The 24448-nt window shown below is 71.4% G+C and carries 21 protein-coding genes; 8 read left to right on the plus strand and 13 right to left on the minus strand.

All coding sequences use genetic code 11. From position 1 onward, the window contains the following. Nucleotides 1-89: 89 nt before the first annotated feature. A complete protein-coding gene (locus Aut01nite_RS40290; protein WP_204037918.1) occupies nucleotides 90-1151 on the plus strand; it encodes a lytic polysaccharide monooxygenase auxiliary activity family 9 protein in 1062 nt (353 codons plus the stop codon). A gap of 359 nt (nucleotides 1152-1510) precedes the next feature. Here the strand turns inward: Aut01nite_RS40290 and Aut01nite_RS40295 are convergent, their stop codons facing one another. Continuing rightward, entirely contained in the window at nucleotides 1511-2911 is a 1401-nt protein-coding gene (locus tag Aut01nite_RS40295; RefSeq protein WP_152629100.1) for a hypothetical protein, read from the minus strand. Nucleotides 2912-3010: 99 nt separating this feature from the next. On the opposite strand from Aut01nite_RS40295, the gene Aut01nite_RS40300 reads away from it, so the two are divergent. Then, nucleotides 3011-3553, plus strand: coding sequence for a hypothetical protein (locus Aut01nite_RS40300; RefSeq protein ID WP_052164539.1), 543 nt, complete (start codon nucleotides 3011-3013; stop codon nucleotides 3551-3553). A gap of 74 nt (nucleotides 3554-3627) precedes the next feature. Here the strand turns inward: Aut01nite_RS40300 and Aut01nite_RS40305 are convergent, their stop codons facing one another. The 7 genes from Aut01nite_RS40305 to pcaH form a co-directional block, all read right to left on the minus strand. Beyond that, a complete protein-coding gene (locus tag Aut01nite_RS40305; protein WP_043532801.1) occupies nucleotides 3628-4254 on the minus strand; it encodes a 3-oxoacid CoA-transferase subunit B in 627 nt (208 codons plus the stop codon). Then, a complete protein-coding gene (locus Aut01nite_RS40310; RefSeq protein WP_043532800.1) occupies nucleotides 4251-4913 on the minus strand; it encodes a 3-oxoacid CoA-transferase subunit A in 663 nt (220 codons plus the stop codon). The genes Aut01nite_RS40305 and Aut01nite_RS40310 overlap by 4 nt, the downstream gene beginning before the upstream one ends. Next, nucleotides 4910-6091, minus strand: a complete 1182-nt coding sequence (locus tag Aut01nite_RS40315; RefSeq protein ID WP_043532799.1) for a thiolase family protein — start codon at nucleotides 6089-6091, stop codon at nucleotides 4910-4912. Before Aut01nite_RS40315 ends, Aut01nite_RS40310 begins: the two co-directional genes overlap by 4 nt. Next, nucleotides 6088-7266 (minus strand): bifunctional 3-oxoadipate enol-lactonase/4-carboxymuconolactone decarboxylase PcaDC, encoded by a 1179-nt coding sequence (gene pcaDC, locus Aut01nite_RS45100; RefSeq protein WP_052164538.1) that lies wholly within the window; start codon nucleotides 7264-7266, stop codon nucleotides 6088-6090. Before pcaDC ends, Aut01nite_RS40315 begins: the two co-directional genes overlap by 4 nt. After that, nucleotides 7260-8471, minus strand: a complete 1212-nt coding sequence (locus tag Aut01nite_RS40325) for a lyase family protein (protein WP_043532831.1) — start codon at nucleotides 8469-8471, stop codon at nucleotides 7260-7262. The genes pcaDC and Aut01nite_RS40325 overlap by 7 nt, the downstream gene beginning before the upstream one ends. A 174-nt stretch (nucleotides 8472-8645) precedes the next feature. Continuing rightward, nucleotides 8646-9209, minus strand: coding sequence for a protocatechuate 3,4-dioxygenase subunit alpha (pcaG, locus tag Aut01nite_RS40330; protein WP_043532798.1), 564 nt, complete (start codon nucleotides 9207-9209; stop codon nucleotides 8646-8648). Beyond that, on the minus strand, nucleotides 9206-9955 hold the full coding sequence (gene pcaH / locus Aut01nite_RS40335; RefSeq protein ID WP_043532797.1) for a protocatechuate 3,4-dioxygenase subunit beta: 750 nt from the start codon (nucleotides 9953-9955) through the stop codon (nucleotides 9206-9208). The genes pcaG and pcaH overlap by 4 nt, the downstream gene beginning before the upstream one ends. Before the next feature lie 75 nt (nucleotides 9956-10030). Between pcaH and Aut01nite_RS40340 the strand changes: the two genes are divergently transcribed. Both Aut01nite_RS40340 and Aut01nite_RS40345 read left to right on the plus strand, forming a co-directional pair. Next, nucleotides 10031-10780 (plus strand): IclR family transcriptional regulator, encoded by a 750-nt coding sequence (locus Aut01nite_RS40340; RefSeq protein WP_043532796.1) that lies wholly within the window; start codon nucleotides 10031-10033, stop codon nucleotides 10778-10780. A 40-nt stretch (nucleotides 10781-10820) separates the two neighbouring features. After that, on the plus strand, nucleotides 10821-11987 hold the full coding sequence (locus Aut01nite_RS40345; protein WP_043532793.1) for a 4-hydroxybenzoate 3-monooxygenase: 1167 nt from the start codon (nucleotides 10821-10823) through the stop codon (nucleotides 11985-11987). On the opposite strand, the gene Aut01nite_RS40350 is transcribed toward Aut01nite_RS40345, so the two are convergent. The 3 genes from Aut01nite_RS40350 to Aut01nite_RS40360 all read right to left on the minus strand — a co-directional run bounded on the left by Aut01nite_RS40350 (nucleotide 11910) and on the right by Aut01nite_RS40360 (nucleotide 15578). Next, nucleotides 11910-12503 carry a holin gene (locus Aut01nite_RS40350; RefSeq protein WP_043532792.1) on the minus strand — a complete coding sequence of 198 codons (594 nt, stop codon included), beginning with the start codon at nucleotides 12501-12503 and terminating at the stop codon, nucleotides 11910-11912. The genes Aut01nite_RS40345 and Aut01nite_RS40350 overlap by 78 nt on opposite strands. Further along, a complete protein-coding gene (locus Aut01nite_RS40355; protein WP_043532791.1) occupies nucleotides 12500-13294 on the minus strand; it encodes a hypothetical protein in 795 nt (264 codons plus the stop codon). The genes Aut01nite_RS40350 and Aut01nite_RS40355 overlap by 4 nt, the downstream gene beginning before the upstream one ends. A 484-nt stretch (nucleotides 13295-13778) precedes the next feature. Further along, nucleotides 13779-15578 (minus strand): CocE/NonD family hydrolase, encoded by a 1800-nt coding sequence (locus Aut01nite_RS40360; protein WP_043532790.1) that lies wholly within the window; start codon nucleotides 15576-15578, stop codon nucleotides 13779-13781. A gap of 102 nt (nucleotides 15579-15680) precedes the next feature. On the opposite strand from Aut01nite_RS40360, the gene Aut01nite_RS40365 reads away from it, so the two are divergent. Next, nucleotides 15681-17690 carry a M6 family metalloprotease domain-containing protein gene (locus tag Aut01nite_RS40365; protein ID WP_043532789.1) on the plus strand — a complete coding sequence of 670 codons (2010 nt, stop codon included), beginning with the start codon at nucleotides 15681-15683 and terminating at the stop codon, nucleotides 17688-17690. A 296-nt stretch (nucleotides 17691-17986) separates the two neighbouring features. Next, nucleotides 17987-19324, plus strand: coding sequence for a GGDEF domain-containing protein (locus Aut01nite_RS40370; RefSeq protein WP_236643152.1), 1338 nt, complete (start codon nucleotides 17987-17989; stop codon nucleotides 19322-19324). 135 nt (nucleotides 19325-19459) lie between these two features. On the opposite strand, the gene Aut01nite_RS40375 is transcribed toward Aut01nite_RS40370, so the two are convergent. After that, on the minus strand, nucleotides 19460-20491 hold the full coding sequence (locus tag Aut01nite_RS40375; protein ID WP_043532788.1) for a hypothetical protein: 1032 nt from the start codon (nucleotides 20489-20491) through the stop codon (nucleotides 19460-19462). A 217-nt stretch (nucleotides 20492-20708) separates the two neighbouring features. On the opposite strand from Aut01nite_RS40375, the gene Aut01nite_RS40380 reads away from it, so the two are divergent. After that, nucleotides 20709-21923 carry an oxygenase MpaB family protein gene (locus Aut01nite_RS40380; protein WP_043532787.1) on the plus strand — a complete coding sequence of 405 codons (1215 nt, stop codon included), beginning with the start codon at nucleotides 20709-20711 and terminating at the stop codon, nucleotides 21921-21923. Nucleotides 21924-21955: 32 nt separating this feature from the next. Here Aut01nite_RS40380 and Aut01nite_RS40385 read toward each other — a convergent pair whose 3' ends face one another. After that, the gene (locus Aut01nite_RS40385; RefSeq protein ID WP_043532786.1) at nucleotides 21956-23140 is read right to left on the minus strand and encodes a TetR/AcrR family transcriptional regulator; all 1185 of its coding nucleotides are present in this window, start codon (nucleotides 23138-23140) and stop codon (nucleotides 21956-21958) included. Between the two features lie 237 nt (nucleotides 23141-23377). On the opposite strand from Aut01nite_RS40385, the gene Aut01nite_RS40390 reads away from it, so the two are divergent. Beyond that, nucleotides 23378-24427 carry an LLM class flavin-dependent oxidoreductase gene (locus Aut01nite_RS40390; protein WP_043532785.1) on the plus strand — a complete coding sequence of 350 codons (1050 nt, stop codon included), beginning with the start codon at nucleotides 23378-23380 and terminating at the stop codon, nucleotides 24425-24427. Nucleotides 24428-24448 lie beyond the last annotated feature (21 nt).

The following is a 24448-nucleotide window of genomic DNA, read 5'->3' on the forward strand; positions in this document are numbered from 1 at the left end:
CGGGAGCCGGGGCGGCTTCCGCACAGTCCACCGCAGGCTGCCGTCGCGCCGATGCGTGACGGTCCCGAGCTCAGGAGTGCTGAGTTCAGATGCTTTCACCCGTACGCCTCAAGCTTTTGATCTCGATCATGGTCGCGGCGCTGACCGCGACGTTCGCCGTCCTCGTCGTGCAGACCGGTCCCGCGGCCGCGCACGGGAACGTGGTCGGTCCCGCGTCACGCAACTACGGATGCTGGGAGCGCTGGGGGTCGGACTTCCAGAACCCGGCGATGGCCACCCAGGACCCGATGTGCTGGCAGGCCTGGCAGGCCAACCCGAACGCCATGTGGAACTGGAACGGCCTGTACCGGGAGGGTGTCGCCGGGCAGCACGAGACGGCCATCCCCGACGGTCAGCTGTGCAGCGGTGGGCGCACCGAGAGCGGCCGGTACAACGCCATGGACACGCCGGGCGACTGGAAGGCCACGTCGATCGGCAACTCGTTCACGGTGTCGCTGTTCGACGGGGCGCGGCACGGCGCCGACTACATCCGGGTGTACGCGACCAGAGCCGGGTACAACCCGGTCACCACGCCGCTGAAGTGGTCGGACCTGGAACTGATCAAGACGGTGCCGAACACGCCGGCGGCCCAGTGGACCCGGCAGCTCAGCAACGGCGTGCAGATCGACATCCCGGCGAGCGTGTCCGGACGGTCCGGGCGGGCCATGATCTACACGATCTGGCAGGCCAGCCACTCGGATCAGTCGTACTACTTCTGCAGCGACGTGAACTTCGGCGGCGCCGGCGAGCCGACGACGCCCACCACGCCGCCGACGACTGAGCCGACCACGCCCCCGACCACCACCCCGCCGGTGACCGGCTCGTGCGCGGCCACCCACACGGTGACGTCGCAGTGGTCCGGCGGGTACCAGGGCGAGATCAAGGTGACCGCGGGCAGCGCGGCGGTCAAGAGCTGGACGGTGTCACTGACCTACCCGGGTACGCCGCCGATCGCCCAGGCCTGGAACGCGTCGCTGACCACCACCGGCAACACGGTCCAAGCGTCGAACGTGTCGTACAACGGTGCTCTCGCGGCCGGGGCCAGCGCCACGTTCGGCTTCCTCGGTTCGGGCAGCCCGGCCGCACCGGCATTGACCTGCGCCGCTACGTGACCCCTCCCCCAGCCCGTTCATCTTTGTTACGATCGGGTTAATGGGAGCGCTCCCAGAGATCGCCGTCCCCCGTGAAGAGCAGAAATGGAGGCCAGCCGACCGACCGCGTGACACCCTCACGCAGCGCTGAACCTCGGGAACGAGGCGCCCCACCTCGCTCCCGCCGTGGCCACCCCGACCACGGCAGTTCCCACGAGCGGCACCGGCCCGCCGATCCCGGCCGGCCGGTGCCGCCGCACATCCCACACAGCCGCTCGACGACACCGCCGCACGGATCCGGGAGATCAAGGTGCCGCGGGGCCGCCGACGCCGGTCATGACGTCACGGTCGGCTCCGGGCTCCACGTTCCACATCCTCGGTCAGCGGCGCCGGCGGGCGAGCAGAGCCCCGAGAGCGACACCCGCGGCCAGACCGAGCAGGGCACCCGTCTGCGGGCCGTACCGGGGAGTTGGTGACACCGGCTCCCCTGGCCCCGCGCCGCCTCCCGGACCGGACGATGTCGCCACGGCATCACCGGGCGATGTCGGGGCGACATCGCCGGACGGGGGCGGCGCGGCATCGCCCGACGGCGTCTCGCCGGGAAGTGTCTCGTTGTAGGCGTCGACGACGTCCTGGCCGAAACGGCGCGAGCGGGCCGCCGCCTGCTGGAACAACGTGGTGATCACCCAACCGACGATGATCAGGCTCATCAGCGTCACCATCAGGCCGAGGGAACGGGCCTGGAAACTCCGCGCGCCCAGCCCCTCCGGGTCGCCGCCGGAGAGACGGTTGAGCAGCCAGTACAGCGCGTCGCCGTAGGTCAGCGGACGTTCCTCGCAGGCCGCTGCCCGCTGGGGTTCCGGGATGCGGGCGCAGAGGTGGCGTTCCCATTCGGCCACGCCGTCCGCGCCGACCAGGATGATCGCAGCCATGCCGGCGAGCAGCAGCGGGATGCCGTGCAACGGGCTGCCGGTGATGTTCGCCGGGACCGGCGGCATGGTCAGCGGCGCCGCCGGATCGGCGCGGACGATGAGGACGAACGGGTCGGCGGTGAAGACATCGACCCGCGGCTGCCGCCGTAACGCCTCCCGCGCCCGCACCGTGGTGATCCCGGCCGCGGCGCAGAGCAGATCCTCCGTGCCGGCCCGGGAACGGACGGCGCGGAGCAGCGACGGGATCTCCGCCGCCGAGGGGACATGGCACAGCGTCATCGACCAGCGGGTGGCCAGCACCTGACCGACTCCGGTCTCGGTGACCTCCTTGGCCCGGCCCAGGATCACCATCCGGTAGAGCTCCCGGAAGCCGCGGACGGCGAGCACGGCCATGAGGACGGCGACGTACGCCATCGCGGCCAGCAGGCAGACGAGAGCCGCCGCCCGCCAGATCTCCCGTCCCCCTGCCGGTTGCGCCCACACGAACGCCGCGACGCCGCCGCCGGCGACCAGCACCAGCGGCGGCAGGAAGAACATCACCAGGTCCCACCAGCGGTCCAGCCAGCGCAGCCATCGGGATCCGAGGCGCTGCGGCTGCGCCGCGGGCGGCGCCAGGACGGCGAAGAACTCCGGTGACCACCAGAGCAGGCGGTTCTGCTGGGCGGCGAGACGCAGTTGCAGCGCCAGGGGTGACCGGGTCCGGAACACCCCGGAGACACCCCGGGGGCGAACCTCGTTCAGGACGGCCCGGTGCAGCTCCGACCGGCGAACCGCCCGGGCCGCGGTCCGCAGTTCGCCCCGCGACGGCGGGTGCGGGTTCGGCTCGTGAACGTCTGCGGCTGTGGTCATCGGCCGATTGTCCGACGGCCGGTCCATTGCGGACGCACCGGTCCTCCGGGCGGGTGGGACGGGGCCGCGGCGCGGAGCGGATTACCTCAGAATGCGGCTATGAGCATGCACGGGGAGATCAGGAACGCGGTGGGCCTCATCCGGGAGCGAAGTATCGCGCCGCCGTCGCGGCGGGCGGTCGTGGCCGGGTGGGTGGCGGCGCTGTCGGCGACGGCCGGGTTCATGCCGCTGCATGCGATCTGGGGTGCGGGGATTCCGCTGTTCGCGGAGGCGGACCGGTTCGAGGTCTGGTACGCCGACGGCGGCGGCGGCTACCTGTGGACGCTCAACGCGCTGGCCGTGCTGCCGGCCGTGCTGGCGCTGGCGCTGATCCGGCCGTGGGGGCTGGTGTTCCCCCGATGGGCGCCGTGGTCCGCCGGCCGGCGGGTGCCCCGGCTGCTGCTGGTCGTCCCGGGTTATCTGCTGGTCCTGGCGCTGGGCGGCTACACGATCCTGGCGATGGTCCTGATGGTCGTCCAGTGGGACTCCCCGGAGGCGATCTTCAGCCCGTGGACCGGGATCTACGGCGTCGCCCAGTTCCTCGTGTGGATCACGGCGCTGGCGGTGGCCGCCCGCTCCTACGACCTGCGCACCCGCGGCTGACCCGGCAGCGCCCGGCACCCCGTCGGGGCCGGACGGCAGGCGGGACGCGTCGTCGAGTCCCGCCTGCCGTGGTCTCAGGCCTGGATCAGGGGAACGTCCAGGCGGGTGGTGAGCTGGTCGAAGGTGATGCCGTCGGTGGCGACGACCCGGACGCCGGACGGGCCGAGGTGGAAGGTGGCGACGTCGGTGTAGACGCGGGTCACGCAGGCCTTGCCGGTCAGCGGGTAGGTGCAGGACGGCACGAGTTTCGGCTCGCCCTTCTTCGTGAAGAGGGTCATCATCACCCACACCTCCTTCGCGCCGGCCGCCAGATCCATCGCGCCGCCCACCGCCGGGATCGCGTCGGGTGCGCCGGTGTGCCAGTTGGCCAGGTCACCGCCGGCGGCGACCTGGAAGGCGCCCATCACGCACACGTCGAGGTGACCGCCGCGCATCATCGCGAAGCTGTCGGCGTGGTGGAAGTAGGCGGCGCCCGGCAACTCGGTGACCGGCTGTTTGCCGGCGTTGGTCAGGTCCCAGTCGGCTTCCTCGGCGGGTACCACCTCGCCCATCCCCAGCATGCCGTTCTCGGTGTGCAGAGTGACGCCGCTGTCCGGTTTCAGATAGCGGGCGATGGTGGTGGGCTGGCCGATGCCGAGGTTGACGTAGGCGCCGGCGGGGATGTCGGCGGCGATGATCCGGGCCAGGTCCTCGGTGTTCACGCGGCGACCTCCACGAGCCGGTTCACGTAGATCGACGGGGTCACGACCGCCTCCGGGTCCAGTTCGCCGACCTCGACGATCCGGGACACCTGGGCGATGGTGAGGGTGGCGGCGGTGGCCATCACCGGGCCGAAGTTGCGGGCGGTCTTGCGGTAGACCAGGTTGCCGAGCCGGTCGGCGACGTGCGCGCGGATCAGCGCGACGTCGCCGCGGATCGGGTGTTCCAGGACGTACTCCCGGCCGTCGATGACCCGGGTCTCCCGGCCTTCGGCGATCGGGGTGCCGACGCCGGTCGGGCAGTAGAACGCGCCGATCCCGGCGCCGGCGGCACGCATCCGTTCGGCGAGGTTGCCCTGCGGCACGAGCTCCAGCTCGATCGTGCCGGCCCGGTAGGCGGCGTCGAAGTGCCAGGAGTCGGCTTGCCGGGGGAAGGAGCAGACCATCTTGCGTACGCGGCCCGCGGCGATCAGTGCCGCGAGGCCGGTGTCGCCGTTCCCGGCGTTGTTGCTGACGATGGTGAGGTCCCCGGCGCCGTGCTCGATGAGCGCGTCGATCAGCTCGACCGGCATCCCGGCCATGCCGAACCCGCCGACCAGGACGGTGTCGCCATCCTTGATCTCCTTGACCGCGGTGACCGGGTCCGTTACTTCGGTTTTCATCGCTGAGCGCAGTTCTCCAGGACGACGGCGAGGGCCTGGCCCACGCCGATGCAGATGGCGGCGACACCCCAGCGCTGGTTGCGTTCGCGCAGCACGTGGGCGAGGGTGCCGAGGATCCGGGCGCCGGAGGCGCCGAGCGGGTGGCCGAGGGCGATCGCGCCGCCCCGGGTGTTGACGATCTCCGGGTCGACGTCCCAGGCGTCTACGCAGGCCAGCGACTGGACGGCGAAGGCCTCGTTGAGCTCGACGGCGCCGACGTCGGACCAGTCGATGCCGGCCTGGCGCAGCGCCTTGCCGGCGGCTTCGACCGGGGCGAACCCGAACTCCTGCGGGTCGACGGCGTGGGCGGCCCGCCCGGCGATCCGGGCGATCGGGTCGAAGCCGATCTGGAAGGCCGCGGCAGCGGATCCGAGCAGCACCGCGGCGGCGCCGTCGTTGAGCGGGGACGCGTTGCCGGCGGTGATGGTCCCGTCGGCGCGGAACGACGGCTTGAGCCGGGCCAGTCTCTCGACGCTGGTGTCGGCCCGGATGCCCTCGTCGCGGGTCACCTCACCGACCGGCACCACCAGGTCCTGGTAGAAGCCGTCGAGCCAGGCCTTCTCCGAGGACAGGTGCGATCGTACGGCGAACTCGTCCTGCCGCTCGCGGGAGATCTTGAACCTCTCGCCGAGCTGCTCGTTGCACTCCCCCAGCGACGCCGTCCACTCCTTCGGCATCTTCGGGTTCACCAGGCGCCAGCCCAGCGTGGTGGACACCGCCTCGACGTTGCCGGCCGGGAACGCCCGGGACGGTTTCGGCAGCACCCACGGCGCCCGGGTCATCGACTCGACGCCACCGATCACCACGATCTCGGCGTCCCCGGCGGCGATCGCCCGGGATCCGATGATCGCCGCGTCCAGGCTGGAGCCGCAGAGCCGGTTGACGGTGCCGGCGGGCACGCTGGTCGGCAGGCCGGCGAGCAGCACCGCCATCCGGCCGACGTTGCGGTTGTCCTCACCGGCGCCGTTGGCGTTGCCCCAGTAGACGTCGTCGATCCGGCCCGGATCGAGGTCCGGGGCCTTGGCGAGCAGGCCGGTCAGGGCGGTGGCGGCCAGGTCGTCCGGCCGGACCTCGGCGAGCGCGCCGGAGTAGCGCCCGAACGGGGTGCGGACGGCGGCGTACACGAAAGAATCTGTCATTTCGGCTCCTCGACTGCGGTCGTCCCGGTCGCCGGTGTCGCGGCGGCTTCGGTGGCCGGGTCGGACAGGACACGCTGCGCTATGCGGAAGGCGGTGTTGGCGGCCGGCACACCGCAGTAGATCGCGGTCTGCAGGATCAGCTCCTTGATCTCGTCATCGGACAGCCCGTTGGTACGGGCCGCCCGCACATGCATCGCCAGCTCCTCATCATGTCCGAGAGCGATCAGGGCGGTCAGGGTGATCAGGGATCGGTCGCGGCGTTCCAGGCCGGGACGGGTCCAGATCTCGTTCCAGGCGTACCGGGTGATCAGGTCCTGGAAGTCACGGGTGAACGCGGTGGTTCCGGCGGTCGCCCGGTCCACGTGCGCCGGGCCGAGCACCTCGCGGCGCACCGCGATCCCGGCCGCCCGCACCTCGTCGAAGTGCTGGTCCAGCAGGAACGCGACGACCTCCGGGTTCTCCGCGGGGGCCAGGTGCGCGACACCGTCGAGGACGACCAGGCGGCCGTGCAGGACACCGTCGGCGATCGCCTGGAGGCTGTCCGGCGGGGTCGGCTTGTCGTGGGCGCCGGCGACGGCCAGCACCGGCGCGGCGATCTCGGCGAGCCGGTCGCGGACGTCGAACTCGGCGAGCGCCTCGCACGAACGGGCGTAGCTCTCCGGGTGCGTGCCGCGCAGCGCGTCCAGCAGCACCTCGGCGATCTCCGGCTGCCGCCCGGCGAACCCGGGAGCGAACCAGCGGTCCCGGGAGCCGTCGACCACCGCGCCGATCCCCTCGGCCCGGACCAGGTTCGCCCGGTCGTGCCACATCTGCGCCGTGCCGATCCGCGCGCCGGTGCAGAGCAGCACCGCGCCGGTCACCCGCTCCGGCGCGTCCAGCAGCAGTTGCAGCCCGACCGCGCCGCCGAGCGAGTCGCCGGCGTAGCCGAACGCCTCCCCGGGCCGGATCCGCTCGGCCAGCGCGAGCACCTCGGCCGCCAGGTCGGCGACGGTGAACGGGCCGGTCGCCGGGGCGCTGCGGCCCTGGCCGGGCAGATCCCAGCCGACCACGTGGTAGCGGCCGTAGAGGCGGCCGGCGCACCGGGCCCACAGCGCTTCCACGCTGGTCCCGACCGACGGGCCGAGCAGCAGCAGCGGCCGGTCGGCCGCCTCGACGAAGGTGGTGGCGGTCAGCATTTCGGGGGCTCCTCGGCGCGGGCGATGGCGGCGTCGACGATCTCGTCGGTGGCGCCCGGGTACGGCTCGCCGGGGGCCGCTTCCGGGGCGATCGAACGCTGCTCGGCGTCGATGCCGGGGCGGGCGGCGGCCAGGTTGGCGAGCATCCGGGACGTCTCCACGCGCAGGCCGGCCAGGAGTTCGGCGGTCTGCGCGCCGGCGGTGACGGTCCGGCGGGCCAGGGTGCGCAGGGTGGCCCACTCGACGTGCCAGCCGCCGTCCGGGCGTTCGTCGACGGCGGCGGCCGCGCCGGCGTGCACGGTCGCCGCCAGGAACGGCGCGGCCAGGGCGGCCCGGCGGATCAGGATCGACAGGACCGGGTTCTGCTTGTTCGGCATGGCCGACGAGCCGCCCCGGCCGGCGACCGTGCCCTCGGCCAGTTCGTGGATCTCCGGGCGGGCGCCGACGAGCACGTCGTTGGCGATCCGGCCCCACGCGTCGGTGCAGGTGACCAGGGCGTCGGCGATCCCGGTCAGCGGGGCGCGGGCGGTGTGCCAGGGACCGCGGACCGGCAGGCCGAGGGTGGCGGCGGTGGTCTCGACCAGGTCGCGGACCACGGCCGGGGACCCGGCCAGCGCGACCGGCGCGGCCAGGCTCCCGGCGGCCCCGCCGATCTGCAGCGGGAGGTCGGCGGCCGCCGCGAGACGGTCTCGGGCGTCCAGCACGCCGGTCAGCCAGCCGGCGGCCTTCAGACCGAAGGTGATCGGGATGGCGTGCTGGGTCAGGGTACGGCCGGTCATCGGGGTCGAGCGGTGCTCGCCGGCGAGCCGGGCCAGGCCGGCGACCTGCGCGGCCAGGTCGTCGCGGATCCGGGACACCGTGTCGCGCAGGCACAGGACCAGGCCGGTGTCGATGACGTCCTGGCTGGTCAGGCCCTTGTGAAGCCATTTCGCGGCGGCCGGGTTGCGGGCTTCCAGGCGGGTACGGAGCAGCTTGAGCAACGGGATCAGCGGGTTGCCGCCGGACTCGGCGCCGGCGGCGACGAGCGAGACGTCGTCCGGGCCGATCAGGCCGGTCAGGTCGTCGCGGGCGCCCGGGTCGGCGATGCCGTGCAGGACCAGGGCGTCCAGCCAGGCGGCCTCGGCCCGGACCATGGCCGACAGCACCGACGCGTCGGTGAACAGGTCACCGGCCCGGTCGTCGCCCGGCCACAACAGGTCACTCACCACATGCTCCCCACGGGGCCGTCCACACCACGGTTCCGCTCCCTCGACACAGCCCCATCCGGCCGCCACGCCTCCTCCGCCGGTCCCGCACACGCTCATGCCGTACCCATGCATGATCGGCGGCCATCCGCACCCGCCTGCCCGCCGCGACCCATCGGCAAACGCCGCGAGCTGCTACGCCCATGCGTCGCGGAGGCGGGGGTAGGCGAGGAAGACCGTCTCGGCGTCGCCCTGGAGGTGCACGTCGAAGACCAGGCCGCCGGGTTCGCGGGTGACGATCAGGGTGGAGCGGCGGGCCGGGTCGACCGCGCCGAGCAGCGTGTCAGCGGCCAGCGCGGACTCGTCGTCGGGCAGGTACGCGCGGGTGAACAGCCGGTCGAGCAGGCCGCGCGCGAAGACGGTGACCGCGAAGAACGGCGCCTTGCCGGCCTCGGTGGCGCCCGGTTCGAGGGTGGCGAACTGGTAGTGGCCGTCCGGGTCGGTGGCGGCACGGCCCCAGCCGGTGAAGGTCCAGCCGTCACGGCGCAGCGAGCCGGCCTGCCGTGGGATGTGGCCCTGCGAGTCGGCCTGCCAGATCTCCAGGACCGCGTCCGGCACCGGGTTGCCGTGACCGTCGTAGACGTGGCCGTGCAGCCGCACCGCCTTCGGGTGGCCGGGCGGTACCAGCTCGTTCATCCGGTCGTATTCCAGGCCCAGGTGGAAGAAGGGACCGACGGTCTGGCCGGGGACGGCGCTCATGCTGCTTCTTCCTCAACATCCGATTCGAGCGGGGTGCGGTGGGTGCCGGTGAGCACGATGTCCCAGCGGTAGCCGGTGCTCCACTCGGGCGTGGTGACGTCGTGGTCGTACTGGGCGATCAGCAGCTCCCGGGCCTTCGGATCGGTGATCGACTGGTAGATCGGGTCCAGGGCGAACAGCGGGTCGCCGGGGAAGTACATCTGGGTGATCAGGCGCTGGGTGAAGTCGGTGCCGAAGACGGAGAAGTGGATGTGCGCCGGCCGCCAGGCGTTGATGTGGTTGCGCCACGGGTACGGGCCCGGCTTGATGGTCTGGAACCGGTAGGTCCCGTCCGGGCCGGTGAGCATCCGGCCGACCCCGGTGAAGTTCGGGTCGTGCGGGGCCGGGTGCTGGTCGCGCTGGTGCCGGTAACGGCCGGCCGCGTTGGCCTGCCACACCTCGACGAGCTGGCCGGCGACCGGGCGGCCGTCGCCGTCCAGGACCCGGCCGGTGACCACGATCCGCTCGCCGATCGGGCTGCCGGCGTGCTGGATGGTCAGGTCGGCCTCGTCGTCGGCGACGTCGCGGTGACCGAAGACCGGCGCCCACAGCTCCACCGACTCGGGGTCGATCGGCTGCGCGGGCTGCTTCGGGTGCCGCAGAATGCTACTGCGGTACGGGGCATAGTCGATCTTCGGTTGCGGCCCGCCCGGCGTCTGCGCCGCAGCCTCGATCTCCCGGTTGATGTCAGCTTGTGACGACTCCATGTTCACGCTCCGGACGCTAGGCGGAAACGGTGTCCCCGGCGATAATCCTCTTCCACTGAGTGGAAGGAGTCCTCGATGGGTGAGAGCGTCACGTCCCGTGCGCTGGCCCTGCTCGGCGCCTTCGACGGTGAGCACCGCAGCCTGTCGCTGACCGATCTCGCCCGCCGTGCCGGCATCCCGCTGGCCACCGCCCATCGCCTCGTCGGTGAGCTGCACCGATGGGGCGCCCTGGCCCGGGAGCCGAACGGCGGGTACGTGATCGGCCGCCGGATCTGGCAACTCGGGCTGCTCGCGCCGGTGCAGAGCGGACTCCGCCAGGCCGCCTCACCATTTTTGCACGATTTGTACGGAACGACCCTGGCGACGGTGCATCTGGCGGTGCGGGACGGCGTCGAGGTGCTCTACGTCGAACGGCTCGCCGGGCACGTGTCGGTGCCGGTGGTGAGCCGGGTCGGGTCGCGGCTGCCGATGCATGCCACGGGCGTCGGGAAGGTGCTCCTCGCGTACGCCCCCGAAGAAGTCCGTCTCGAGGTTCTGAAGAACCTCACCCGGATCACCGCGTACACCGTCACGCAGCCGGCCCGCCTGATCGACCAGTTGCGCCGGGTCCGGGCCGAGGGCTACGCCACCACCGGTGAGGAGATGAGCCTGGGCGCCTGCTCGGTGGCCGTGCCGGTGCGCAACGGCGACACCGTGGTGGCGGCGCTCGGGATGGTGGTGCCCGACCTGCGCCGGCAACTGCCCCGCCTGGTGTCGGCATTGCAGGTGGCGGCGCACGGGATCAGCCGCACCCTCGCCGCCTCGCCTTCCGTCCAGTGGAAATGAGGTCTTGCCGCGGCGCCGCGACCTGCCGAACGCTGAGGGTATGCGTACCCAGGTCGCCATCATCGGCGCCGGCCCCGCCGGCCTGCTCCTCTCCCACCTCCTCGCCCAGGGCGGGGTCTCGTCGGTGGTCCTCGAGACCCGCTCCGAGGAGTACGTCGCGGCCCGGATCCGCGCCGGCATCCTGGAGCACTCCAGCGTCGAGCTGCTCGCATCGGTGGGGCTCGGGAGCCGGCTGCGGGCCGAGGGGGACGAGCACCGGGGCATCTATCTGCAGTGGCCGGGCGAACGCCACCACCTCGACTTCGTCGATCTGGCCGGCCGGAGTGTGTGGGTCTACGGGCAGACCGAGGTGCAGAAGGATCTGATCGCGGCTCGGCGCGCCGACGACCAGGAGATCCACTACGAGGTGTCCGACGTTTCGCTACATGATCTTGCCGATAGCCCTTATGTGACATATACCGATAAGGACGGACAAAGTCAGCGGTTGGACGCTGCGTTCGTCGCCGGCTGTGACGGCTCCTTCGGCCCGAGCCGGGCGTCGATCCCCTCCCCGAAGGTCCACGAGAAGGTCTACCCGTACTCCTGGTTCGGGATCCTCGCCGACGTCGCCCCCTCCACCGACGAGCTGATCTACGCCTGGCACCCCGACGGTTTCGCCCTGCACTCCATGCGCTCCGCCACCGTCAGCCGCCTCTACCTGCAGGTCCCCAACGGCACCGACCCGCAATCCTGGTCCGACGACCGGATCTGGGACGAGCTGGCCACACGCCTCGGCCACGGCCAGAACGGGTGGAAACTCAACCCCGGCCCGATCACCGACAAGAGCGTGCTGCCGATGCGCAGTTACGTGCAGACCCCGATGCGGCACGGCAACCTGTTCCTGGCCGGCGACGCCGCGCACATCGTGCCGCCCACCGGCGCCAAGGGGCTCAACCTGGCGATCGCCGACGTGGCGCTGCTCAGCAAGGCCCTGATCGCCCAGGTCAAGGAGAAGAACCCGACACTCGCCGACGCGTACTCCGACGACGCGCAGCGGCGCGTCTGGCGGTGCACCCACTTCTCCTGGTGGATGACCACCATGCTGCACACCTCCGGCGACCCGTTCGACGCCGAGCTGCAGCTGTCGCAGTTACGCTGGGTCGCCGGAAGCCGGGCGGGCGCCACCGGTCTCGCCGAGAATTACGCCGGCCTGCCCCTCGGGTACTGACGCGGGCGGATCGGTGGCGGCGATCGTCGGCGGCGGCGGGGCGTGGTCCACCGCCTCCCGGTAGGTGCCGGTCGGCAGCGTGGACGGGCTGGCGCTGGGCGGGACCTGCCCGTTCGGCGCCGCCGGCTCCCGCGCCAGCAGGCCCTTGCCCAGGGAGGCGACAGTGGCGATGAACGCGACGTTGAGGGCCGTCTCCCAGTCGAACGTGGTGACGTCGAAGGCCCCGGCCATGATCGACCCGGACAGCGACGCCAGGAACGTCTTCCCCAGCCGGGTCAGCAGATCCGGCCAGAAGGCCAGGTGGGTGAGCTTCGACAGGTACTGAACGGCGGTCAGGATCACCGACGCGACGAACGCGCTCACCGCCAGAGTCAGCGAGTACTTCCACGGCAGATCGATGACCGACCCGGCACCACCGGCCAGCAACGTCGCCACGAAGACCTGGCCGGCCGACCAGCCGGCCCGCTCCACGAAGTCGAGAAGGACCGCACGCCACTTCGGAACGACCTGAGTCACCCGATCGACGTTCCTCGCTCCGGAGAGCGTCGAACATCAGCCGAACGGATCAGTTCCCGCAAGGGGTCGCCGATGCCCGCCGGGACCGGATAGCGCTTGCACAGCCACTCGAAGATGAACCGGGCCGCCGCCACATTGCTGTCATAACCGGGCACCATCGCGGCCAGCGGCAGCACGTCCGGCGGATAGGCGTGCTCCACACGGCGCGCCGGGTCGAACACGTCCCGGTACGGAATCTCCCCGCCGTCGATGCGCAACAGGGCGATCACCGCGTCCACCACGTGACCCTGGATCATCCGGGCCGCCGCCAGCCGCTCCCCGCGCAACTCCCGATGCAGACCCAGATAGAGGTTGGCGAGGGCGTCGTTGAGATGGAACTCCTCGGTGTCGAACTGCGGCCGCGGCATCGGCTGCCCGGACTCGGTCAGGTTCCGCGGCGCGCCCGGCCGCCGCCACACCACCCGCGCGCCCGAGAACGCCACCGTCGCCAGCTCGGCCACCGTCAGCACCCGATATTCGACGAACACCCCGTCGGCGTACAGCGCCTTGCGGCCGCCGTGCTCGTGCGCGAACAGATGCGCGACCGGCCCCGGCTCCTCCAGCCAGTCCGTCAGGTCCAGGTAGCGGCTCTTCGCCCCGTCCTCGACGATCACGAAGAAGTCCAGGTCGGAGTGCTCGTCCAAGCGGGCCAGCTGCGCGCCCGCCGAGCCCAGCCCGAGCAGCGCGATCACATCCCCCCGGGCGGCCAGAACAGCGGCGATCTCGTCGAGCCTGCGCAGAACCGGTTTCATCGCGCCTCCCTCCCCATGAGCATCACCGATCCATCGAAACGGACCAACCCCCAGGACCCAGATTTCGTACGCCTTCCCTGCCGCCCCGCCGAAACCGGGACCGTCCCGCCCGCCCGCGGTTCCTGTCCCGCCCCGCCCGTGACCACCCGTCATGACCAGACTTCGCCGCCAGGTACGACTCGTCGAAGTAGCCGATCCACTGTGGCTCGCTGGTCCGGTCAGCCTTGTCGAAAATCGCCTCGGCCCTGGTCAGTGCCGCCGCGCAGGCTTTCTCGTCGCCACCGACAGCATGACCCTGCGCTTCGAGGACGGCCGATTCCGCCTCGATCGCGGCGATGCCCGCCTCGGCCGCCGCACGACTGGCGGTCTTGGCCGATCCACCGCCTCGCCGGACCCCGACACGCGTGTAGCGAAGTCGGTGGCGACCGTCAGAACTGCCCGGCCGCCGGTCGGGCGGCCGGGCAGTTCACGGGGTGGCGGCTCGTCAGGGTCGCTGGCGCACGGTGAGCGGGAAGGTTCCGTCGCCGATGCCGGTGAGCGTGCGGGTGTACTGCCTGAGGTAGGTGTCGAGGAACGGCGACCGGTCTCCCTGCGTCGGCACATCGCGCCGGGGGTCCTGCAGCGCGAGGTTCAGCCGCGCTCGGGTGATCTCGATCGTGTTGCCGCTCGGGGTGTCGCGCCAGTTCCCGCTGCCGATCGTGCCGATCTGCACACCCAGTTGGTGGCCGGCCTCGAGGGTCCAGTCCGTGGATTTCAGGTCGAACGCGACGCGGCCCGCTCGTCGGATCAGCGCGACGTTCTCGTCGAACATCACCGCGGTCCCGTCCGGGGCGACGTCCCACAGTCGCACCATGACATTGCCCAGCGCGCTGGCGTGCAACGTGATTCGCGGGGTGGCGGTGATCCGCAGCCGGGATTCGACCGGTGTGGACCAGCTGAAATAGCTGTGCTTGTCGACGGCCGCCGGGGACGGCGCGAGGCTCGTGCCGGCGGGCGGAGCGGGATCCGTGTAGTGCTCCATGTCCCACTCCTGACCGGCGGGCGCGGCCCGTGTCGAGGCGATGCCGTCGTCGACGTACTGCCCGTCGGCCAGGGCCGCGCTGGTGTAGGAGGTCGGCGTCGGCCAGGTCGGCTGTGCGCGCCACGCGCCGGTGTCGTCCTCGATGGCGTAGGCCGGGTCGTGCACCGCCGGGCGGATGCCCTTGAGGTAGCGGTCGTAGAAACGCATGACCTCGTCGAAGAACCCGGCGCGGCCCATGAGCAGCTGCCCTTGATCGTTCGTCTCGTTGCCGCGGACGTGCTCCCACTGTCCCAGCCAGCCGCGCTCGACGCCGTGGTGGTTGTCGAGGAATCTCTGCATGTCCTCGGGCTTGGTGTTGTTCTCGATGAAGCCCTGCGTGACGAAGAGCGGGGTGTTGGTGCCTTCGGCCTGGGCGGCGAGGTTGCGGGCGCGCCAGTAGGGCGAGTCGGGGTCGGGATTGTTGTTGTTCGTGAGGTTGTCGGCGAGGCACTCCGGGTGGCTCTGCTCGTACGCCGCGTTGGCCCGGTAGCGGGCGGTGTCATCGGGCAGCGGCGCCATCGTGGCGATGCCGTTGTAGGCGTTCGGGGTGCCGGTCACGTTGGGACGGGGAACCCCGTTGCTGAACAGGTAGTCGTACATGTTCCACACCGGTTCCTGAGCCACCACGGCTTTCAGGGCCGGCAGGCGCAGGTTGTTGCCGACGAGCCCGGTGACGGCGTCGTACGACTTGCCGTACATGCCCACCTTGCCCGTCGACCACGGTCGAGTCGCCGCCCACTGGATCGCGGCCTTGACGTCCGCCTGCTCACCCGGGCCCATCCAGTCGAGACAGCCGGTGCTTCCGCCGAAGCCACGCAGGTCGACCATGACGTAGGTGTAGCCGCGGGCGAAGAGATCGGTGCCGGTGGTGAAGTCCGCGAACCGGTTGGACGGGCCGGTACGGGTCCATCCCTCCGGTCCGGACTGGCCCGCGTGGCTGAAGTACGAGCTGACGGCGAGGATCACCGGCGTCCGGGCGCGTGACGGCAGGTGTGCGGGCCGCAGGACGTCGGCGTGGAGCTCGACGCCGCCGGCGTCGGCGGACGGGAAGTAGGCCTCGGTCCACACCGCGCCTTCCGGTACGCGGGGGTTCTCCTCGTGGGTGACTCCTGCCGGGGCACCCGGCGGGGAGGCGACGGCGGGGGTCGCCGCGCCCCCTACCGCGAGAGTGACAACCGTGATCAGCGCGCCGACGACGACTGTCGCCCGTCTACGTGGGCTCACTCGACCTCCTAAATAGATCACCGTCTTTGGCGCCCCTGACGCTAGCGTGCCGCGGTTCGTTTACCCATTGAGCAACGTCTATATGTTTGCCAGGATGACGCCATGAAGACAGGGCGACGGCTGTTCTCGGCACTGTCCGTAGCGACGCTGGTGGTGACCGGCGCCCTCCATGCCGCACCGGCGACCGCCGCACCGCCCGGCGCCGATCCGGACACGCCGTGGCGCATGCGGCACTGGCCGCAGACGCAGCCGTGGCAGGTCGACGAGGTGGTCACCCTGGCAGGGCCGGCCGGCGCACCCCGGCCGATCGACCCCCAGCGCTACGAGCTACCGGACACGATGACCTGGGACGACTACCGGGCTGTGCCGGGCACCGACTGGGCCGATCCGGCGGTGCGCGGCTCGGAACGCGACTTCAACGGCGCCCTGGTGCTGGTCGACTACCCGAGCCAGCCGTTCGTCGTCACCCAGCCGGCGAACTCCACGATCTACGGGAACCCGTCCGGCGTCCAGAATCTCGATCGTTCCGAGGTGCCGGCGTTCTATCGGGACTTCCTCAACCGGCCGGGCGCGCTCAACCGGGGCCACACCATCCACGAGTACTGGATGGAGGACTCGAACGGGCGCTTCGGCATCGACCTGAGCGCGTTCGGCGTCTACCAGATGCCACACGAGAGTCACGAGTACGGCATCGAGGGCTCCATGCAGCGCGGCCTGGGCTGCCCGGACGGCGACGTGTGCGGGCGGGATCTGCGGGCCGACGCCCGCGCCGCCTGGATCGCGGCGGTCGGCGAGCAGGAGGCGGCCTCGTACGATTTCGTCTTCTTCCTCTCGGCCGGCCAGGACGAGTCGGCCACCTGGCAGGAGTTCGGCCCGATGAAGTTCACCACCAAGGAGGACGTGAGTGAGGAGTTCGGCCCGCCGGACGACTCACTGCCGAACTGGAACGCGACCCGCTACGTCGAGTGGACCTCCTGGCAGGCCTCGGCGAACATCTGGCCGAACGCCACCCAGGGCAGCTCGCTGCAGGCGGAGAGCTCAGGCATGTCGACGTACGCGCACGAGTTCAGCCACATCCTCGGCATCGGCGACAACTACAACAACCCGTACTCCGTACCGGCGCGCCGCGATTACAGCGGGCCGTGGGAGATGCTGAGCCGCGGCACGTTCAACGGTCCCGGCGGACCGCACAGCCGGTGGCTGATCCCGGGGACCGCGGGCTCCTCGATGGGCGCCCAGCACATGCTGCGCAACAAGATGAAGCTCGGCATCGTCGACGACGCCGCGGTGCTGAAGCTGTCCCGCGACGCGCTCGCCCGGTCCGGCGTCGTGGTGACGCGAGTGACGGCGCGCGCGGTCGATCCGGGCGGGCGCCGGCTGGCCGGCATCAACGTGGCCCTGGACGGCGGTGACCGCAGCCCCTCCTGCAGCCCGGCGACGGATCCGTACTGCGACGGCGGCGGGTACCAGAACTACACGCTCGAAGTGGTCGACCGGATGGGCTTCGACTCGTTCACCCCGGACTCCGGCGTGCTGCTGGCCAAGACGAAGGACGCGGACGTCGCGCCGTTCATCTGGACCATCGACGCCAACCCGCAGGACATCGACAAGGTCGACTTCGTGCTGCCGGACGGCACGCCGCAGAAGATGACCATCGGCGACTACCGGCAGCTCTCTGATGCGCTGTTCCACGCCGGCACCGGCTCGGGCAGCCTGTTCGAGTACGCGGACACGGCCAACCGGCTGCACTTCTACGTGCTCGACCGGCAGCGGGACCGGCACGGCGTGCTCTCGTACGAGGTGGCGGTGCGCTCGCTCGACGGCGCCGGGCCGTCCACCCGGGGGGTGCGGGCCTCGCCGGCCACCGCTCGCCCCGGGCCGTCCGGCTGGGCTCGGTGCACGATTCCGATCCGCAACACCGGCCGGGACGCCGACGTCTTCCGGATCTCGGCGCCCGGTGCGGTGCTGCCCCGGGCGGTCGTCGGGGTGGCGGGCCGCCGGCCGGCCTCGGTCGAGGTCTACGTGAAGGGTGTGCCGAAGGTGGCCGTCGAGGTCAGGTCGGAGAGCGACCCGAACGCGACCGCCGTGACCTCCTGCACCGTGCGACGGTGACGTCCTGGTCCCCGGCGATTCTGCCGGCCCTCGCCCGGCTGAACCGCAGGCGGCGCCGGGAAAGTGGACGCCACCGCGACGGGCATGCATGAGCGGCACCGGGCCGGCGAGGGTGGGGGAACGCCTGCCGCAGCCGCCGCGAGGCACGGGACCCGGTGTGGCCCGTACCGCGGAAGGGTTTGTGGTTCTTGCCACAAGTGCTGGAGACGGCGGGGTGGCGCGCCGACAGCCTGGTCATGACGAAGGGCAGAGGACGGCTGTTTCTCGGGTGCGCGGCGGTTGCTGTCGGGCTCCTGATGACGACGTATGACACGACGCTGGGTAATGGCCTCTATGTCCTGGTCTATCTCGCGCTGTGCGGGGTGGTGTGGACGGCGGCGCTGCGGGAGCCGCCCGGGCCGAACCGGCGGCCGTGGATCCTCGTCGCGCTGGCGCAGACGTTGTGGTTCGCCGGGGACGCGATCGAGCTCGGGTACTACTACCTGACGCCGGAGATTCCGACGGTCGGGCTGTCGGACGTCTGCTGGCTGACCGGGTACGCGCTGCTGGCCGTCGCGCTGACGATGATGGCGCGGCGGCGGGCGGCCGGGCGGATGCGCGGCGCGGTGCTCGACGCGCTGACGCTGACGGTGGCGGCGGCGCTGGCCAGCTGGCAGTTCCTGATCCTGCCGGCGCTCGACGAGGCGTACACCCTCGCCGAGAAGGTGGTGCCGCCGCTCTATCCGATCGCGGACGTGGTGCTGCTGAGCGCGGTGCTGTTCATCGCGCTGTCGCCGGGTGGCCGGACCGCCCCCACCTATCTGCTGCTCAGCGCGGTGACGCTGTTCCTGGCGATCGACCTGTCGTACAACGTGCTGCCGTTCTTCCTGGATTACTCGATCGTGGCCCGGATCCAGCCGCTGATCCTGTTCGGCAACGCGCTGATCACGGCGGCCCTGCTGCATCCGAAACGTGCGGAGCTGACCCGGGCCGGGCACCAGGTGCACCTGCTGCACCCGTCGCGGGTGCTGTTCCTCGGCCTGGCGTTCATGACCGCGCCGGCGCTCACCCTGCTCAAGACGGGTCTGGAGCGTAATGCGCTGATCGCGCTGGCGGCGACGGCGCTGAGCGCGTCGTTCGTGCTGGCCCGGTTCGCCACGGCGGTTCGGGAGCAGGAGAAGGCGCAGGCGCAGCTGGCGTTCCAGGCCCGGCACGACTCGCTGACCGGCCTGGCCAACCGTGCGGTGCTCGTCGACCGGCTGGCCAGCCCGGGGCCGGTGGCCCTGCTCTACCTCGACCTGGACGGTTTCAAGGAGATCAACGACGCGCGGGGGCACGACGCCGGGGATGCGGTGCTCACCGCGGTCGCGGCGCGCCTGTCGGCTGCGGTTCGGGCGACGGACCTGGTGGTACGCCTGGGCGGTGACGAGTTCGTGCTGCTCTGCCCGGACCTGCCCGCCGAGGAGGCGGTCAACCTGGCTCAGCGGGTGCTGGCCGAGGTGGCGCAACCGATCCCGTTCGAGGGCACGATGCTGGAGGTCGGTGTGAGCGTGGGTATCGCCGCACCGGGCGGCGACCGGAACGTGCTGCGCGCCGCGGACATGGCCATGTACGAGGCCAAGCGCCTGGGCAAGGGCCGCTATGTGATCGCCTGATCGAGCTCCGCCAGGCGGCGGTTCAGGAAGCGGAGTTCGGCCGGGTCGTCGGTGAGCTGTCGCGCACGCCGGTAGGCGTCGCGGGCCTCGGCGGTCCGGCCGAGTCGTCGCAGCAGGTCGACAGCGGGCGCCCGGCTATCTCTCGACGAACTTGCGCAGCGTGGCGACGAGGGTCGGCTCGCCGATCTCCATGTAGACCTTCTTGTCGGCCGGGGCCTGACCGATGTACGGGCACTCGGTGTCGTTCGCCGCGATCCTGGTGTCGAGGAGCTTGCGCCCGGTCGCCGTCTCGTACAAGTGCAGCCGGTAGGACGCGCGGAACATCGTCAGCTTCTCCGACGACGGCTCTCGCGAGGCGGGGCAGTAGCGCACCTTCGAGCCGGCCGCGACCCGGTCCACGCAGGCCACCAGCCGGATCGTCGCCGGGTCGTCCGGCGCCCAGGTCGCCTCGACCTTGCTCGGCTTGCGGAAATAGGTGTTGAACATGGTGTACGGCATCCGGTTGCCGCCGCCCTGGTCGCCGTAGATCAGGACCGGGTGCGGGGCCTTGTTCCCGGTCCGCCGGGGCAGCGTCGGCCAGTAGGTCTCGCCGTGGCAGAGCTCGTCCATGTCGAAGACGCTGCGCGGCGGCACACCCTGCGCGGCGGGGCCGGTCGGCATCGGCCCGCTGTCGTCTCCGACGGCGGCCGGCGGCACGGGCGCCTCCGCGGCGCCGGTGGTGGCGGTGGTGGTGGTGGATGCGGCGCCCGCCGGGAGGGACGGGGCGGCGGTCGGCGTCGCGGACGGCCACACCGCCACGGTGACCCCGCCGGCCGCGGCCAGCAGCACCACCGCGGCGGCGGCGACGGCGATCCGGGCCTTCGTCCGGGCGGGCCGCCGGGGCGGGGCGAACGGGTCGTACTGCAGGGTCAGCAGGTCGTCGGTGGACGCCGAGCCGGGCGGCGGGTTGAGGCCCTGGATCGGCAGGGGCCAGGGGTCGACCGGCGCCTGGGTCTCCGCCGGCTCGGGGTGCGGCCGGCCGCCGGCCCGGCTGGCCCACTGGGCGAGGGGCGCGTGTTCGGTCCGGTCGACGGTCTCGTCGTGGATCCCGGTGTCGGCCGGGACCGGCGCGACCGTCCATTCGGCCGGGCCGTCCGCGGCTGCCGGTTCGTTCCCCGTGTCGCCCATGAAGCTCTCAGCCTTTCGCGCGTTCCGCGCACGGACTGTATCGAAGATCTTCTCCCCACGGCACGCCGCCTCGCGTGTAGCCGCGGCCCCCGAAGGCCACACATCCAGCCTTGCCGATGGGCCGAGGCGCCGCTATGTTAATGAGAAATCACATCGCTGAAAACTATGAGATCCGCAGGTAACCGGCTCAGTCGCCGTCCCGGAAGTAGGTAAGCGAATGCAAAATCTCAGTCGAAGAGGCGTTCTGACCCTGGGCGCCGCGCTGGGTCTGGCAAGCGTCGCCGATCCGTCGAAGGCGTGGGCGTGGTCCTCGGCCGGCTCGATCGCGGGCACGGACACGGTCAGCGACCCGTGGAGGGTGTGGGACGACGCGACCGACCCGCTGCTCGTCGACCTGCTGAAGAGCGGACAGGTCCCGGCGGTCAACAAGGCGTTCGAGAAGTGGGTCGACAACGGCGACGCGCTGCCGGCCGGGATCCCGGCCGCGCTCACCACGTACCTGCGGCAGCACAACACCCTGCCGTCCTGGGCCGACCAGGCCAAGCTGGACCGGGCCGCGCAGTTCAACAAGCGGATGAGCATGTACCTGTTCCTGCTGTACGGGCTGGGCAGCGGCATCATGAGCACGGTCATCCCGCGCGAGGCCCGCAACGTGTACTGGTCCGAGGGCGGCGCCGTGATGAAGTCCCGGGCGGCCAAGACCTTCACCTACGGGTACGACCTGAGCGCCATCGACGCCTTCAAACCCACCGGCCACTTCGTCGTCACGTCGAACAAGACGCGCCTGACCCACGCCGCGGTCCGGCACCTGCTGCCGCAGTCGTCGCACTGGCGGGCGGTCACCGACGACCAGGACTTCATCCCGATCAGCAACGGCGACATCCTGATCACCTTCCACAGCCTCGGTACGTTCGTGCACGGCAAGCTGAAGTCGTGGGGCATCCGGATGTCGGCCGCCGAGGAGGAGGCGTTCCTGCACATGTGGCAGGTGGCGCTGCACCTGCTCGGCGTGCGCGACGACTTCATCCCGGCGACCTGGGCGGCGGCGAAGGAACAGTCGCAGTACGCGCTCACCCCGCTGATGGCGCCCACCCCGGAAGGCATCGACCTCGCCGACGTCCTGCTCAACCTGACCTCGGCGGTCGACCTGGGCGTCACCCGGGGCTTCCAGCGCGAGTTCGCCCGGTACCTGCTCGGTGACAAGGTCGGCGACTGGCTGAAACTGCCGCGCGACTACGCCTCGCGGACGGTCATCGAGGTCGGCTGGCCGGCGTACGTGCGGTTCCGGGAGGGTCTGTCGCCGATCATCCCGACCACGTTCTCCCTCTTCGACCAGTTCATCCGCGGGCTGGCGATGCTCTTCCTGAACAACGGGACCTCGGCGACGTACACCCCGATCACCATCCCGACCGGCAACCGCGCCGGAACCTGAACCGCGAGCCGGCCGCGCGTGGGCCCCGGACGCTAGGCGCGCCCGGGATCGGCACACCGAAGGGCGCCGAGGACCAGGGCGGTGACGGCGTCCCGGTGGGCGGGCGTGTTCTGCCAGCGCAGGGCACGCCCGACCTCCACCACCACACCGAACCCGGCGTGCACCAGCAGCCGGGCCTGCCGGGGATCGAGTTCCGGGTGAGCCAGCCGCAGCTGCTGCTCCCAGAGGGCGATGTGCTCGCGCTGGGCCGAGATCAGGGGCCGTTTCAGGTGGTCCGGCAGACCGGCGATCTCGGCCTCGGCGACGCTGTTGAGCTCGTTGTGCTCGAACTTGTAGGCGACGTACGCGGTGGTCAGCGCGGTCACCGCCTGCCGCGGCCCGGCCGCCTGCGAAAGGCTGCGCTCGACGGCCTGGGCCAGCAGCCCGGCCGCCTGCAGGCACGCGGCCACCAGGATGTCGACCTTGCCCGGGTAGTGCCGGTAGATCGCCGACGGGGCGAGCCCGACCGCCTGGGCGATCTGCCCGTTCGTGACGCTGGCGAACCCGTCCCGGGCGAACAGCGGGACGGCCGCGGCCAGGATCTCCGCCCGCCTGGTCCGCGGCACCGGCTGGGCGGGCGGTTCGGCCGGGTGCGCGCTGCCCGGCCCGGCGGTGGGATCGGTCGCGGCGACCCGCAGCGCCGTCTCCCGCAGCAGGTCCTCGATCCGGCGCTGGGCCATCGAGGTGTGGTGCATGGTGATCGAGCCGATCGCGCCGAGCGCGGCGACCGCCCGCAGCCGCGCGTCGGGCATCGGATGCTCGTCGCCCACCATGGCCGTCACCCGGTCCACCACGTGCTCGAACTTCGCCCGCAGCCGCAGGCGGTCCCCGCGTTCCAGATAGCGGGCCTCCCAGCGGTACAGCCCGCCGGAGGCGCGGTGCGCGACGGTGACCCGGATCAGGGCGGCCAGCACGTCCGGCAGCGCGGCGCCCGGCGGCGACTCGGCGAGCGCCGCGACCAGGCGATCGGCCATCACGTTGGCGCACTCGGCGAACAGGGCGTACTTGTTCGGGAAGTGCCGGTACAGCGCGGCGGCGCTGATGCCCACGGCGGCGGCGATCTCCTCCATGGACGCGGCGTGGTAGCCGCGCTCGCTGAACGCCTGGCCGGCCGCCTCGATGATGAGCTGCCTGCGGTTGTGCGGCCGGGTGGCCGAGGTGGACGGGCGCGCGACCATGAGCGCAAGTCAATCACAGTGCGATCGATGCCCTCGCGGTCACGGTCGCGTGCGGTGGGCGTACCCCCTCACGATCCGATCTTGTGGAAGTGCCGGGCGGTGACCCAGGCGCTCACCGCTTCGCCCAGGCCGCTGCCCTGCACGTGGCGCCTGAACCCGATTTACCTATAGTTTCTATAGAAATTGTAGACCGATGACGGCCGCGCCGTCGGTCGAGAGCTGTCTAGGAGCCCTCTCGTGAGCAGCGAATACCTCTGGTACATCCCGAACCAGGTCCAACCCGGACACCGCGGCGACGACGTGGTGTCCGGCCACAACAGCCTGACGACGCTCACCGGGCAGGCCCTCGCGCTGGAGGAGCACGGCTGGGGCGGCGCGCTCATCGGCACCGGCTGGGGCCGCCCCGACACGTTCACCGTCGCCACCGCGCTCGCCGCCCGGACGACCACGTTCAAGCCACTGATCGCGATCCGGCCGGGATACTGGCGGCCGGCGAACTTCGCGTCCGCGGCCGCCACCCTGGACCATCTCACCGGCGGGCGGGTGCTGGTCAACATCGTGTCCGGCAAGGACGATCTGGCCGCGTACGGCGACAGCGAGGACCACCAGGCCGACCGGTACGGGCGCACCGCCGAGTTCATGCGGATCGCCCGCCGGCTGTGGACCGAGGAGCGCGTGACGTACGCCGGGAAGCACTTCAGCGTCACCGACTCCACGGTGGCGCCCCGGCCGTACGCCGCAGGTCCCCGCCTCTATTTCGGTGGCGCCTCACCCGCCGCCGAACGGGTCGCCGCGACCGAGGCCGACGTGCAGTTGTTCTGGGGTGAGCCGCTCGACGGCATCGCCGAGCGCATCGACCGCCTCCGCACCCTCAGCGACGACCTGGACCGGGACCTGCCGCCGCTGGAGTTCGGCCTGCGCATCACCACCCTGGTCCGGGACACCACCGAGCAGGCCTGGACCGACGCCGAAGCGAAGGTCGCCGAGATGGCCCGGGCCGCCGGCGCCGCCCGTGACCTTCAGCGCCGCGAAGCCGTCGGCCAGCAGCGGCTGCTGGACCTGGCGGCCCGCGGCGAGGTCCTCGACGACAACCTGTACACCACGCCCGGCAGGTTCGGTGGTGGTGGCGCCGGCACCACCTGGCTCGTCGGGTCGGCCGAGGACGTGGCGAAGTCGCTGCGCCGGTACCAGAGCCTCGGTGTCACGCACTTCGTGCTCTCCGACACCCCGTACCTGCCGGAGATCCGCCGCCAGGGCGATCAGCTGCTGCCGCTGCTGCGCGACTGACACCCCCGGGCGCCCGGTCGG

The sequence above is a fragment of the Actinoplanes utahensis genome, assembly GCF_016862455.1.
Taxonomy (GTDB): Bacteria; Actinomycetota; Actinomycetes; order Mycobacteriales; family Micromonosporaceae; genus Actinoplanes; species Actinoplanes utahensis.